The sequence below is a fragment of the Psychroflexus curvus genome, assembly GCF_020164585.1.
Classification (GTDB): domain Bacteria; phylum Bacteroidota; class Bacteroidia; order Flavobacteriales; family Flavobacteriaceae; genus Psychroflexus; species Psychroflexus curvus.
In genome coordinates this window covers 37,004-52,194 of sequence record NZ_JAIQZF010000010.1, presented here as the reverse complement: position 1 = coordinate 52,194, position 15,191 = coordinate 37,004, and the positions used below count along the sequence as shown (strand labels likewise).

Below are 15,191 nucleotides of genomic sequence, written 5' to 3'. Positions count from 1 at the left end.
GGTGATTATCTCAAGGGCGATATACGTAATTGTTATCAAGGGAAGAACCATACTCTTATTGAGACCCTTTATAATTGATTCTTTAAATTTATAAATCTATATTTATATGAAATCAAACATACGAGGGGAGTGATAATTCCCCACCTAACCTCCCCCGAGGGGAGGGATGGTTCCCCACCTAACCTCCCCCAAGGGGAGGGATGGTTCCCCACCTAACCTCCCCCAAGGGGAGGGATGGTTCCCCACCTAACCTCCCCCAAGGGGAGGGATAATTGTAAATACCTCAAATAAAAATGTGGTGCTTAAAGATTTATTCTGATCCTGCCTTTTAAGGAACGTATGCAGGTTTATACGTATTAATTCAACATGTGATGATATCCAGCTTAGATCTAAAAGTCAGCTTCATGCCATTGTCCTGAGTGTTAAGATTCAACTTCAGCTAAACAGTTTCTCCTGCTTGCCGGCATAATGCCTGAGGACTTTTGAGATTGTAAGAGTTTAAAATAAATTGTGCAAAGATTATCTATATTGTTGATTTTTTACACTTAACAGGTTAATATGTTTTATTTTTTTTAATAATTTTATATTAACCTAAACATCTGCTAATGAGATAGTTAATTAATTTAAAAAGAGAAAGCTCCTGCTAGGCAGAAGCTTCTCCCGTAAAGGCATGAACGCATATACTTCAGTGTGGATTGCAAATGTATTGGTTTTCATGAGATATAACTTCTGAATTATAACGTCTGAATATATATAAGGGAATTCTAATCATATAGGGGATTCCAGATGCGATGCGATATATGACGAATCAGGAAAAAATTTAAAGGATAACGCTAAATAATATGAAAAATTTTTTAAAGTTCATCGGAATATATTTATTGGCTTGCTTAAGCTGGGGAAAATATATGTGGGATAAAAGTCAGGAAGTGTATTCACCCTTTTTTAAATATCTCGCCATAGCAATTGTTGTCTTCTCCTTTTTTTATTTGTTTTATCTTTTAATCCAAAGGAAGAAAAGATCGTGAAATTTTATTAATGGCTCTACGATTGAACCGGAAACACGCTTAATCATTTTTAGCAAATGAAAAAACCCTCCATGTTTTGGAAACAGGGAGGGTTTTATGATTAAAAAACCGACAGAGCATTCTGAAAAGTGTTTTCAATCTCAGGGCTACTATAAAAGCCCCACCTTTCCCATAGTCCCGATATTTATCGGGATCGGAACCCTCAAGGGGAGGAGTAATTCCCCTCCTAACCTCCCCCGAGGGGAGGGATAATTGTAAATACCTCAAATAAAAATGTGGTGCTTAAAGATTTATTCTGATCCTGGCTTTTAAGGAACGGAGGTAGGTTTATACGTGTTGGCTTTAAGTTTAACGATATCCAGCTACCAGTCTCAAACCTCACAGTCCCAAAACTTCGGGACTGTGAGGTCTGAGTGAGATCTGATTTTTTTGACTACCCAAAGTTTTCTCCAGCCTAAGAACACCCGGCTTCAGGTGAACGATGCTATTTATTTTTAACTCACGGTTTGAATCTTTCTCGACAACGGACGCTCACTTTTAAGCTAACTACGCCGTAAAAGTTTACTGTCGTATAACATTTAATTTGGCAGGGGCAAAGTCAGAAGAAAAATTTAGTCTTCAGGGAGGTACTCCAGCCTTAAGATATCGATATCCTTGATCAGCTTTTCGATTTCCTTGGAATTAGTGCCGTCATAGAAACCACGGATGCGTTTTTCCTTGTCGACCAGCACGAAGTTTTCGGTATGGATAAGGTCGTATTTGCCGCCATCGCCTTCGGTTTTGGAAGCCAAATACTCCTTTCGGGCCAGGTTGTAAATCTGTTTTTTGTCGCCTGTGACCAAATTCCACTTGCTGTCGATGACGTCTTTTTCCAAAGCATAGGATTTGAGTTGGGCGACATCGTCAATTTCTGGTGTAACGGAGTGGGACAGCAGCTTGATGTCGTCGTCCGTTTTAAACTCTTTTTGCAAAGTCTGCATGCTTTTGGCCATGTCTATGCATATGCTTTGACAGGTCGTAAAAAAGAAATCGGCCACATAAATCTTGTCCTCGTAATCTTTCTGCGTGATGGTATCTCCATTCTGATTCACCAGCTTAAAATCATCCACTTTATGGTATTTTCTAACGTATTGAACCGTGGTATCCACGAGCTCGGCCGTCACCATGCTGGGCTGATAAACGGGAAGTTGAGGCGTGGGTTTCAACTGATTGTAAATGACTGTGATGATAACTGCCGAAAGCAGGAGCATGACCACGAAAAAAAACTTGTATTTAGCGAAAAACTTAAGCATTTTGAATTTTTATACTGCAAAAATAAGCCGAATGTGGATGTTGTAGAGTCTCATGGGTTACAATTATTTGTTAAGTCTAAGCAGTAGCTTGTCAAAAATTTTTTATGCACCGATAAAAGATTACTTTTGCGGTTGAAAATTACTGATTAATGGATCCATTTTTTATAAAAGCTATTCAGCTCCTTTTGAGTTTGTCTATACTTATTGTTTTACACGAGCTTGGTCACTTTATCCCAGCCAAACTTTTCAATACCAGAGTTGAAAAATTTTACTTGTTTTTTGATGTAAAGTTTTCTCTTTTCAAAAAGAAAATAGGAGACACCGTCTATGGAATTGGCTGGCTGCCACTTGGGGGATATGTCAAAATTTCGGGTATGATCGACGAGAGCATGGATAAAGAACAGATGTCGAAACCGCCCGAGCCCTGGGAGTTTCGTAGCAAACCGACCTGGCAGCGGCTCATCATCATGCTGGGTGGGGTGACGGTTAATATTGTACTGGGGTTCTTGATCTATATGATGGTTTTGTTTGTGTATGGTGAAAACTACCTGTCTCCCAAAGTATTTGATGACGGGCTGGAAACCGCTGAGGTGATGAAAGACTATGGTTTTATGGATGGTGATAAGATTTTAACTGTAGACGGGGAACCGCTGCAAAGCCAAATCGACATCAATAAATACCTGTTGCTAAGAGATGTGAATACTGTAGAAGTGCAACACCCAACAGGTACTACAGAAACTATTGCTTTACCGGAAGATATCGGTCAGCAGTTATTCCAGTCTGGAAGCATGCAGCCTTTTTCTCCTGTAAAAGAACCTCTTATAGACAGTGTGCTGGCAGATTCTCCAGCTGCAAAAGCAGGTCTCAAAAAAGGAGATTTGATTACTTCGGTTAACGGCGAAAAAGTAAAGTACTGGCATGAGTTTAGAAAAAAAATCCAGGCCAGCCAGGGGCAGCCTGTTGAGCTGACTTATGACTCCACATCTGAAGCCAATCCTGGGCTTGATAAAGAATTGAGCGGTGATGGGTTTGGAAAGGTGAGCATCTCTACCAACGAAGACGGTAATATAGGGGTCTTTACCTCGTCGATTACTGCAGAGGATATCCTGACCAAGACTTACAGTTTTGGAGAAAGTATTGGGGCTGGTTTTGATTTTGCCTACTGGACGCTTCACGATTATGCAGCCCAGTTTAAATATGTATTTACCAAAAAAGGAGCCACACAAGTTGGTGGCTTTGGAGCGATAGGGAGTTTGTTTCCTGAGGCCTGGGACTGGAAAGCCTTCTGGACGACAACTGCTTTTATTTCTATCATTCTTGCGTTTATGAACATACTTCCTATTCCAGCCTTGGATGGAGGACATGTGATGTTTCTGCTTTACGAAATGATTTCTGGTCGGAAGCCCAACGAAAAGGTGATGGAATACGCCCAAATGATTGGTTTCTTTATACTTATAGCTTTGGTCTTGTTTGCTAATGGTAACGATGTGTACCGCTGGCTGACAGGCAGCTAAAAATTAATATTTTTTCCAGAAAATATTTTGTGAAACTAAATATTGGTTTATATTTGCAACCGCAAAACACGAGAGTTTTTGCATAACCTAAATTCCCCCTTAGCTCAGTTGGTTAGAGCATCTGACTGTTAATCAGAGGGTCCAAAGTTCGAGTCTTTGAGGGGGAGCATTAAGAGCCTGATACGCAAGTATCGGGCTTTTTTGTTTTGTGGGATTTGTGAAAAGTCCAAAGTTCGCTCTCCTGATAACTATCGGAGTTGAGGAGCTACTATCCAATGCGGGTTAAGATTTTTTAAGCCCCTTTTTCATGTGTGCATCACTGCTGAAACTGTTTCTTGTTTTATTTGAGGGAATAGTTTGACTTAAAGCAACTGTTGACTTACAAAACACATTTTCAAGTCATGATATTAAAAGCTGATGTCTGAATTCATTCGAAAAGTAAACAATGCTTGAAAAAACAGATGTTTTACATACCTAAAGTAGCACAACTGTAACGTATATAAAAGGTTTTCAGGGTTAAAGCAGTTTTAGATAAAAAACTCCTAGAATGAACTGATAGCTTTTTCTTGAGGATTCAATTCTTCCAATTTAAAATTTAGCCTATATCTACTTGTTGACTGGTCGCTGGTTCTATTGAATAGCATCGTGTATTGTCCGGAACTCGAAAAGGCTGACATTATCTCAGTAAAATTTTCTTCATCAAAATACAGGCTTCCTTTTTTGGTAAAGGAAACATCATTAATAGTTACAACGTTACAGTTGGGTTGTTTTATTTTGACTGTTACAGTCCTATGTTCTAATGATGTAGCTAAATTATACCCAAACTCATAGACTTTTACTCTAAAGGCATTTTCTTTTTTGATAAACTCAAAAACCGCATCCCGATCTGTGCTCACTGAGTTTGTAAATGTACCGGTGACCATAAAAGACTCATAGGTTTTGTCAGTTTTGTCTCCAAAATCATCGACATAATGCTTTTTCTCCCATTGTGCATAAATACTTCCGTAAGTGAGAAATGTAAACAGGAATAGTAATTTCATTTTTTTCATAAAGGCTTGGTTTTGTAATCGATATCCAAGTTAAGTCTCTTTATCTATAATAGCTTTATTTTCTTAAATATTGCTAATTTATTAACATTTATTCATGAGTATAAACATCATGTTTTCATTCGTTTGGCTTATAAGTTGCTTTGTAAACCATTGGAGTTGATTTGTTTTTAAAATAAAACCCTAACAATTACGGGTTTTTAAGCATACCACACTGCTATTTCAAAGTATTTACGTTAAAATCATTTCCGAAAACGATAAAACCACCTCTACAGATCAGAATATTTTTTTAAATAGGACTTAAAGACAGCTCATATGATTTAAATTGTTAACAACATAAAATTCCAGGACGAGGCAGGTTAGGGTTACTCTGGTAATAGTCATCCGTAATGCCTTGGTTTTTTGGATCCAAAATCGATATTCTCATGAAAACAATTGTATTCACAGTATTAGTAAGTATGGCGAGCTTTACAGGATTTTCTCAGGACCTCAGTTTAAAGGTGAGTATTCAGGATATAGAGAAAAGTGAAGGGGTGATATACCTTTCTCTACATGACAATGAAAATAGTTTCCCTAGTGGAGATAAGGATGCTCTGCAAACGGGTAAAATCGAAAATTTTGACTCCAAAGCTGAGTTTAGGTTTACAGGCTTAGCACAAGGCGAGTACGCGGTTTCTGTTTTTCAGGACTTGAATGGAAATGCTGAGCTCGACACCAATTTTTTAGGAATTCCTAAGGAACCCGTTGGTGCTTCAAAAATGACTTCCTTTGGCAGACCTAAATTTGCGAAGTGTAAGTTTTTGTTGAGTGAAGATTCGACGATTAGAATTGAATTTATGAATTGATATCGGAGATGTTTTTATAGGTTCATCAGGCCGTTTATTTATAACTCACCTAAGGGTTAAATTCTGTTAACCAGGATGAATTTGAGCGATGTATATGTTATATTAAGGCATAATTTTTAAAAAAATCATTATGAATTATACAGAAAACGTCTCTAAAAAACTCAACGAACTATTAGAAAAGAATTACGATGCAGAAGCCGGATACATAGCAGCCAAGGATAATGTAAAAAGCAGTAGTCTCAAAAATTTCTTTAAGGAACGGGCAACCGATAGATATGATTTTGGACATGAACTTAAAGAAGAAATCAGATCTTTTGGCGAAAAGCCAGATAAAGGAACAAGTTTAAAGGGGGATGCCCACCGCGTTTGGATGAACCTTAAATCTACATTTTCCAGCGATAGTGATGAAGTTGTCCTGAAAGAAGCCATCAGAGGAGAAAAAAAGGCTTTGGAAGATTACAATGAAATCTTGAAAGAAGTCGACCTTCCTGCTTCTACCAGATCACTACTCGAAAAACACCGCAGCAGCGTACAAGCAGCTCTTGACTATGTGAAAACCATTAAGGATTTTGCTTAAATGTTACCAACACACTATTTTAAGTTAAAGGCTGTCATTTGATAGCCTTTTTTATTTTAAAAAACTGATTTATGGCTAGTCGATTATGTGAGTCAGTCATTAATTTGTTGCGACTGTGTTCAGGATCGATTTATTTTCCTATTTTTAATCCAAATATAACTTCCTATGAAATCACTACTAGCCCTTAGCGTATTATTACTGAACCTAACGCTTTCAGCTCAACAAACTTATATTTATTGTGGAAATCTGGTAGATGTCAATAAAGGGGAAGTGGTTTCTGAAAAAACCATCATTGTCGAAGAGGACCGTATTGTTGAGGTTAAAGATGGTTTTGTGGATGTTCCCGAAAATTCGAAATTGATAGACCTCAGTAGTTCAACAGTTCTTCCGGGTTTATTCGATATGCATGTGCACTTAGAATCAGAGACGTCTAAAGACAATTACATCAAACCTTTTACGCTAGATGAAGCCGATGTGGCTTATGAAGCGCAAAGCCACGCCAGGACAACCTTAATGGCGGGGTTTACCTCGGTGAGAGATTTGGGGGGAACGGGTGTCAATTCGAGTTTAAGAGATGCAATCAACAAGGGTTTGGTGATGGGGCCAAGGATTTATTCTGCTGGTAAATCTATTGCGACTACCGGAGGCCACGCCGATCCAACCAATGGGTACAAAGCAGATTTAATGGGAACTCCCGGGCCAGCCGATGGGGTGATTAATGGAACAGCTGCAGCCAGAGAAGCCGTGAGGCAACGTTACAAAAACGGCTCAGATGTGATTAAAATCACTGCTACCGGAGGCGTGCTGAGTGTGGCCAAAAGCGGTCAGAATCCTCAGTTTTTTGAAGATGAAATCAGAGCTATTGTAGAAACGGCCAATGATTATGGTATGCTAACCGCCGCCCATGCGCATGGCGATGAAGGCATGCAACGCGCCATTAAAGCGGGCATCAAAACCATTGAGCATGGAACGCTGATGTCTGAGGAAACCATGGAGTTGATGATAAAACACGATACTTACCTTGTGCCAACCATCACAGCAGGGAAAAGTGTTGCGGAGCTAGCTGAAATCGAAGGTTATTATCCGGATTTGGTAGTCCCTAAAGCAAAGGCTATTGGTCCAAAACTCCAAAATACCTTTGAAAAAGCTTATAAAAAAGGAGTCAATATTGTGTTTGGTACGGATGCCGGCGTGTTCAAGCATGGAAACAATGCTAAAGAATTTGGGTATATGGTAGAAGTGGGGATGCCTGCAATGGAAGCTATACAATCCGCGACTTTGATTCCTGCAAAACTACTGAATGTCGAGGATTTATATGGATCGATTGAGGAAGGTAAAATGGCAGATCTTATTGCTGTTGAAAAAAATCCAATCCAGAATATTTCTACACTTAGAAATGTCATTTTCGTCATGAAAGGTGGCGAAGTCGTGAAACCATAGTTTTAAATTACTCCTGGTTTTTTTAACAAAGCATTTTATCACTTATAGCAGCAAATTTTCAAAACACCCTAGGTGATTTCAAATCAAGGTGTTAGAGATGAATTGAGTTCAATCTTTCAAAATTCGGAGGCTAAAAAGCTTATTCTGCCTGTTAAAAATTACATTTTAATACCTTACATCTATTAAAGTAATGTTAAAATAGCAATTGTCGCTTATCGGTCGCAATTATTAAAATTTCTCTTTTTTGTTTATAGTTAATATTATACTAAACAAGTAAAGAGCTCCACATTTTGATTAGTCATTTTAATTACCAAAGGCTAAGATTTGCGTTTTCAGTGATTCTATTCTTTGGCTTTTTTTGTTTTGCTAGTTACGCCCAGGAAGTCACAACATTCGATACCCCAGGAACCACGACATTCACCGTGCCCGAAGGGGTTACAAGCATAGAATATCTGGTCATTGCCGGTGGCGGTGGCGGTGGTGCCTGGTTTGGTGGTGGTGGCGGTGCCGGCGGGTTGCGACAGGGCATCCTGCCTGTTACGCCTGGTACTGTTCTTACAGTAACAGTGGGAGCCGGTGGTGCGGGTGCCCCAGGTGGTTTAGATAACACGCGAGGAGCAAACGGACTAGATTCTGAATTTGGCTCTGTTCTTGCTACTGGCGGCGGCGGCGGCGGTATAGGTCAAGATTCAAACAACAGAGGAGGTAATGGCGGCTCTGGTGGCGGTGAAGGTGGCGCAGTAGATAGTGGATCACTAGGACCAGGCGATCCCATTCCGGCAGGTCAGGGTAATGCGGGTGGCAATTCATTTAACGCTAACAATACAGTCCGAAGAGGCGGGGGCGGAGGCGGTGGAGCTGGTGCTGCCGGAGGTGACGGTTCTGATCGTCAAGGCGGAACTGGAGGAACCGGCATTCAAAATGCTATAACTGGTACATCTACATTTTACGCTGGTGGCGGTGGCGGCGCTACAGAATCTGAAACGGATGGTACAGGCGGCTCAGGCGGTGGCGGAACAGGCAATACTTTTGGAAATGCGCAGGATGGAGAAGCCAATTCCGGAGGCGGAGGTGGCGGTGCCGGAGGAGGTATTAATTCTGTTTTCGCAGGTGGCGACGGGGGTTCCGGGGTTGTGATTTTGAGGTATTCCCTGGATACCGATGGGGATGGAATTGCCGATGAAAACGATTTCGATAATGATAATGATGGCCTTGCAGATCTTAATGAGGGGTCTACCTGTTATATAACCAAAGCTATTTCCGGAGTTACGACAGAGCTTACATCCTTTAATGATATTGCTACACTGTACGATGGTATTCTTACTCAGGAAAACTTCTTTTTTGGCAACAATCAAACTTACCCTGGTACTGAAACAGAGATTTTTAATATCTCATTTGTAGAACCCCTGGTCATCACCGAATTAAAGGTGCTTTTGAATACAGATGACTTAACTAATACCCAAAATAACTCATTTCTGGGGAACAATGTGGCCTATCAAATACAGGGCTTTAACGGAACATCCTGGGATCTTTTAGGTTCAGGCACTTCAGATGGCGTGGTCTCCGGTGAGCAGGAAGTATTTAGCCTGAGTGCCAATACAACAGCCTATAGCAATTATAGAATTTTATGGGTAGGTGGCGGTCAGGTTCTATGGGATCCCTGGATCGAAGAAATTTTATTTAAAGTAGCTCCGTGTGCTGAAACCTCCTTAGATACAGATGGCGATGGTATTCCAGATTACCTGGACTTAGATTCAGATAACGATGGGATTTTGGACTCTGATGAACTCACCATTGGACAATTAAGTTATGAATTTTACGATAGTGTTCCTGCCGGCAATAGCGTGGATAACATTCCTACAACAACTCCTGATTACTCAGGTAATGTATCAGACTTTGATGTCACGAGCTTAAGTACCAGTTTAACTGGTAACGCTGACACCTTTTCAATTCGTTACAAGGGTTCGATAAACATAGCCACAGCGGGGGCTTATACCTTCTATACCAATTCAGACGATGGCTCCAAGTTATTCATTGATGGGATAGAGGTGGTTGATAATGACGGTCTTACTGCCCCTAGAGAACGATCTGAAAATATCACGCTAAGTGCGGGAGTCCATAGTATAGAAATCTTATTTTTTGAAAATGATGGTGGGCAAATTCTTGAAGTAAGCTATGAAAGCAGCCTAATAACTAAAAGATCAATTCCTTTCTCAATCTTATCTTCTGACCTCGATTCAGATAACGATGGCGTTCCCAATCGTTTAGATTTAGATTCTGATAATGACGGCTGTTCCGATGCTAACGAATACTACTTTAGTGGCAATGCCGATGGAAATATAGATGGAGATGATGATTTAGAGTATGGAACCTCCAGTACACTTACGGTGGATGCTGACGGACGGGTAGAACAGGCGGACTATAACGGCACAACCTATGCCGATGCTATCGACAACACGATCACAGAAGCCTGTAACGCGTGCAACCCAATATCGTCAGGAAATACAGATACCGATGGGGATGGCATTGCAGACTTGTGTGATCTGGATGCTGATAATGATGGGATTTTAAATGCAGATGAAGCAAATGGATCTGGATCAGCGGTTTTTGATGCTAGTCCTGAACCTGAAGCTTTCTGGACGTTTGATAATACAACAAATGATAGTTCTGTGAATAACCACGATGCAGTCGCTGGCGGCACTATTGCTCCTGGTTATTCTACAACCGATGTTATAGAGGGAACTCATTCTGCTAGTTTTAACGGAACGGATCAGGAAATAAGATATAGCGTGGACGGTGGCTTTATGGAAAGTGCTTATACACAAATCAGTTTTTCCGCCTGGATTAAACCGGATAATGTAAGTGGAAATCGAATTATTTATGAAGAAGGGGGCAATAGTAACGGATCTGCTTTATGGCTTAATGATGGCCTATTAACATACACCACAAGGGCGGCTAGTTCTAGTTTCAATCAGATTGATGTCACTGTGGGTGATGCTTTAACGGTGGACAACAAGTGGCATCATGTAGCAGCCACATTTGATAGTGGAACATTAACGGTTTACTTAGATGGAGCTTCAAATTCAGTAGATGCAGATTATAATACAGTCCCGGCACATGGGGACGCTGGAGGCGTTGGTGGAACCATAGGTAATGGTTCATAAGCAGTTGATGATGGAGTAGCAGTTTCAAATTACTCAGGATTGATGGATGCAGCCAGGTATGATAATACAGTGGCATGGTCGCTAAGCAGAATCCGGTATGAAGCCACTTTATTTCTAGATACAGACGGTGATGGCATTCCTAACCATTTGGATTTAGACTCCGATAACGATGGTATTTACGATGTATTGGAAGCTGAGCCAGGTTTTGCTGGAACTATAACTGCAGAAGGTCGCATTGATATTAATACTAATGAGATAACGGCAAATGGTGTCCCAACTGCTGCCAATACAGGAAATGGATTTACCCCTGTGGATACAGGCAATGATGGAACCCCAAACTTCATTAATTTAGACTCCGATGCTGACGGCTGCTCAGATGCCAACGAATACTACTTTAGTGGCAATGCCGATGGGAACCTTAATGGCGATGATGATTTAGAATATGGAACCTCCAGTTCACTAAAGGTGGATGCCGACGGACGGGTAGAACAGGCAGACTATAACGGCACAAACTATGCCGATGCAATCGACAACACGATCACAGAAGCCTGTAACGCGTGTAATCCTGTAGCCTCCGGAAATACAGATACCGATGGAGATGGGGTTGCAGACCTGTGTGATTTGGATGCTGATAATGACGGAATTTTAAACGAGGATGAGTGTGGTATTCCTAAGCAGAAAACAGTCTTAGCCTATACTGGCGTAGACCAGACCTATAATGTGCCTGCAGGAGCCTCCCACCTTAAAGTCAAGATCTGGGGCGCCGGAGGTCGTGGAGATACACAAGGTGGAAGAGGCGTCGGCGGTGCCGGGGGATTTACAGAAGTGATGATATCTGTGTCCTCCCTAACGAGTACGTCTCTCACGGTCACCGTTGGACAGGGAGGGGATTCTTCGACAGGTTCCAGGACGTATGGGAATGGAGGTGCTGGGGATAGTGATGGTTCTAGAAATTTTGGTTCAGGCGGAGGTATGTCCGCTCTAACTTATGCTTCGCTATCCAATCCAGCCTCAGTCTCTATTTCAGATCTAATAGCTATAGCAGGTGGCGGTGGAACATCGCCAGCCTTTACTAATCCAGGATCTCATGCTGGTGAGGGTGGAGGCCTGTCTGGTGGTGATGCCGATAGTGGTAGTGCGTCAATAAATGGACTTGGTGGAGATCAAAACTCTGGTGGGGGAAGCCCGCCTAATGGTAATCCCGGCGACTATTTAGTTGGCGGAAATGCGGTTTTAAATGGAGGCGCAGGGGGTGGTGGCTATTATGGCGGTGGCTCAGGTACGATTGCAAGCAATAATGAAGGTAGCGGTGGCGGTGGTTCAGGCTATATCTCCATAACGAGCACGATTGATGGTGAGACGATACGCGGAAGTGTACAGACGCCGCCGCGTACGACCGATCCGGATTATGTGGCGGGTGTAGGAACCGGAGGGAATTTCAATGCTGTACCTGGCGGTAACGGTTTAATCGTCATTGAAGCCCTGTTTTTGAATTGTGATACGGACGGTGATGGCCTTCTAAATTACCTGGACACTGACTCCGATAACGACGGGATTTATGATGTGCTGGAAGCTGATCCGACCTTTACGGGGACCATATCTGCAGAGGGCCGTATTAGTGGGACAACCACAAATGGTGTTCCGGATGCAGCCAATACAGGAAATGGCTTTACGCCTGTGGATACAGATGCTGACGGAACACTCAACTTTATGGATTTAAACTCTGACGGCGATGCCTGTCCCGATGCCAATGAATATTACAACAATCCCTCTGCCGATGGCGGAGATGATCGTATTTTTGGTAACGGTACACCAGCTGTAGATGCTAATGGTCTTGTGGTTGGGGCCGGCTATGACGGACCAAATCTGGCTAATGTTATTGATAATACTGTATTTCTGGGATGTGAGCCCTATATATTTGAAGGAAGCGCCGGAGACACAGGTTTAGGTGGGGCCTGGGGTACTGCATCCAACTGGAATTTTAACCGGCTTCCTACGGCCATTGATACGGCTGAAGTAAGAGCTAATACCAATGTAACTATTTTACAGCAAGTGGGGGAATTGATCATTGACTCTCCTTTTATTGTGTCTATCGATACGCTGCAAACGCTCAGCATCAAAGAAAACCTGACCAATAATGGAATTGTTCAAGGTTATGGTTATTTGGTCTTTGACGGAGATGCTCCTCAACAAATTATAGGCAATGGCCTGGTAGGGAATTCGAGTGCTGGAAGTTTTAGCAATATACGGCTAAACAATGCGGCCGGCCTAACACTCACCGATGATGCGGATGTACTGAATGTGTTAGACCTGGATGCCGGAACATTTACGATTGAAGCTGATAATTTCTTAACCTTTAAAAGCACTGAAAATCAAACGGCTGTTTTAACCGAGGTGGCTTCAGGAACTACTGTTTCCGGTTGTGTCATCGTGGAACGTTTTATACCTCCCACCAATCGATCGTACAGATACATCGCTTCTGCAGTGAGCACGACGAACTGCGGCAGGCCAACCATTCAGGACAATCTTCAGGAAGACCAGCAAGTTACCGATTATACGAACTATCCCGGAGTGAGTGAGACCCCTGGTTTTGGGACGCATATCACAGGTTCTAACGCCGTTGCCAATGGGTTTGATGCCACGCAAACGGGCAATCCGTCCATGTTTTCCTGGAATGTTACAACGCAGCAGTGGAACGCCATTCCTAATACTAACACAAAACAATTGAATGTTGGAGAAGCCTATGCCCTGATGGTGCGCGGGGGGCGTGAACTCGATTTAAACCTCAACAACACACAACTCGGCTCGGCAACCACCTTGCGTTTCACAGGGGAACTGGTCACGGGTAATTTCCCGGCAGTTGGTGTGGCTGCAAATAATTTAGAATTCAGTTTAATCGCTAATCCTTACCAGGCTCAGGTGGATATTGAAACGCTTTTAATTGATGCTGATGTATCAAACATCAATATTGCTCATGTCTGGATTTACGATCCCAACCTGGGGGTTCACGGGGGCTATGCGGCTTTAGACATGCAAGGCCCTGATTTTGATCCGGTGCCTTTAGGTTCAAGAGCAACTAAATTCCTGCAGCCCAATCAGTCTATGTTTGTCCAAAATACAGGAAATACTCCTGCTTTAATTTTTAAAGAAAGTCATAAAAAAGGTTCAGATAAAGAATTCACCAACGGGACCTTCAGTGTGGATAATACCGGTAAACTGGATATCACCTTAAGGCGTTATCATCAGTCGGATTATACCCTTGTGGATGGGGTAAGGTTATATTTTGAAGATAACTTCAGCAAGGCCGTACAAGGCAACGATGCACTTAAACTCTGGAACTCGGGTGAGTCACTGGCCATCAACCAGGCTGGTACCTATTTATCCATCGAAAGGCGAAACTATCCTGAAGCAGAGGAGTCAGTTCAGTTGAGTCTGTTTAACTATTCCAGCGCCGAATATCAGTTTGAATTAAAGGCGAAAGATTTAGATAAAACAGTCTATTTAAAAGACAAGTATACAGGCCAGCTTCAGAAACTGGAACAGGATGCGGTAACTACCTATGCGTTTACAGCGAATAAACAAATCCCGGAAAGTGTGTCGAGTACTCGCTTTGAGCTTGGGTTTGAAGCAGTGACGCTTGGTACCGAGGATATGGAAAGTGAAGGCATAAGCGTCTATCCCAATCCCGCTTCAGAACTCCTGCACATTCAGCTGCCTTACCTGAGTGCTGAAAAGGCGGAGCTGCAAGTGATAGACATGGCTGGTCGACTGCTGTTCAGAGAAACGCTAAGTCCTGAAAACGGTATCCTATCGACCCGACAAATAGAGCAGGTAGGAAGCGGGGTGTATCTGGTTAAAATTAAGATTGATACGCGGGAATACACCAAAAAAATTATAATCGAATAGTGTTCTTAAGGATGCTGTATTTAAAATTAACGGTTCTTCATCAGGATAGGGAAGCAAAAAAAGCACTAAAATGGTCTAATGCAAATGCCTTCAGACTTTGACTAAAAAACGCAGTATTTTTTTAAGAAATAGGATTTTTGAAAAGCAGGTGGTGCGTAGTTATTCCGGATTTGATCATGACTGAAGGTTGTAAGCATTACTTACAGTCGTTTTATAAATTTCACTTAGGGCCTTTGTTATCAGGAGGTTAATCTTTAAATTCAAACTCAGGCAGGTTAGTCTGTCGTTTTCGATATAAAAAACACACCTTATTTTTCATAAAAAAATCATAAAATTTTACTAAAAAAGCAATTGCTCGTAAGCAGCCGCAATAATTAAAATC

8 protein-coding genes and 1 tRNA gene are annotated in these 15,191 nt (G+C 41.9%); 7 read left to right on the top strand and 2 right to left on the bottom strand.

Features of this window, described 5'->3' with window-relative positions:
* Window positions 1-1,636: 1,636 nt before the first annotated feature.
* The gene (locus tag LB450_RS13250) at window positions 1,637-2,317 is read right to left on the bottom strand and encodes an SCO family protein (RefSeq protein ID WP_224489720.1); all 681 of its coding nucleotides are present in this window, start codon (window positions 2,315-2,317) and stop codon (window positions 1,637-1,639) included.
* 149 nt (window positions 2,318-2,466) lie between these two features.
* Between LB450_RS13250 and rseP the strand changes: the two genes are divergently transcribed.
* Together rseP and LB450_RS13240 are read left to right on the top strand one after the other, a co-directional pair.
* On the top strand, window positions 2,467-3,831 hold the full coding sequence (gene rseP / locus LB450_RS13245) for an RIP metalloprotease RseP (protein ID WP_224489719.1): 1,365 nt from the start codon (window positions 2,467-2,469) through the stop codon (window positions 3,829-3,831).
* A 93-nt stretch (window positions 3,832-3,924) separates the two neighbouring features.
* Window positions 3,925-3,998, top strand: a tRNA-Asn gene (locus tag LB450_RS13240).
* A 375-nt stretch (window positions 3,999-4,373) separates the two neighbouring features.
* Here the strand turns inward: LB450_RS13240 and LB450_RS13235 are convergent.
* Complete coding sequence (locus tag LB450_RS13235) at window positions 4,374-4,880, bottom strand: hypothetical protein (RefSeq protein ID WP_224489718.1); 507 nt, start codon at window positions 4,878-4,880, stop codon at window positions 4,374-4,376.
* A 422-nt stretch (window positions 4,881-5,302) separates the two neighbouring features.
* On the opposite strand from LB450_RS13235, the gene LB450_RS13230 reads away from it, so the two are divergent.
* The 5 genes from LB450_RS13230 (at window position 5,303) to LB450_RS13210 (ending at window position 14,809) form a co-directional block, all read left to right on the top strand.
* On the top strand, window positions 5,303-5,722 hold the full coding sequence (locus tag LB450_RS13230; protein WP_224489717.1) for a DUF2141 domain-containing protein: 420 nt from the start codon (window positions 5,303-5,305) through the stop codon (window positions 5,720-5,722).
* Between the two features lie 130 nt (window positions 5,723-5,852).
* Entirely contained in the window at window positions 5,853-6,299 is a 447-nt protein-coding gene (locus tag LB450_RS13225; RefSeq protein WP_224489716.1) for a ferritin-like domain-containing protein, read from the top strand.
* A 165-nt stretch (window positions 6,300-6,464) separates the two neighbouring features.
* Window positions 6,465-7,739 (top strand): metal-dependent hydrolase family protein, encoded by a 1,275-nt coding sequence (locus LB450_RS13220; protein ID WP_224489715.1) that lies wholly within the window; start codon window positions 6,465-6,467, stop codon window positions 7,737-7,739.
* 290 nt (window positions 7,740-8,029) lie between these two features.
* Window positions 8,030-10,903 carry a glycine-rich domain-containing protein gene (locus LB450_RS13215; RefSeq protein ID WP_224489714.1) on the top strand — a complete coding sequence of 958 codons (2,874 nt, stop codon included), beginning with the start codon at window positions 8,030-8,032 and terminating at the stop codon, window positions 10,901-10,903.
* Window positions 10,904-10,945: 42 nt separating this feature from the next.
* Window positions 10,946-14,809, top strand: coding sequence for a glycine-rich protein (locus tag LB450_RS13210; RefSeq protein WP_224489713.1), 3,864 nt, complete (start codon window positions 10,946-10,948; stop codon window positions 14,807-14,809).
* The last annotated feature ends 382 nt before the right edge of the window (window positions 14,810-15,191 follow it).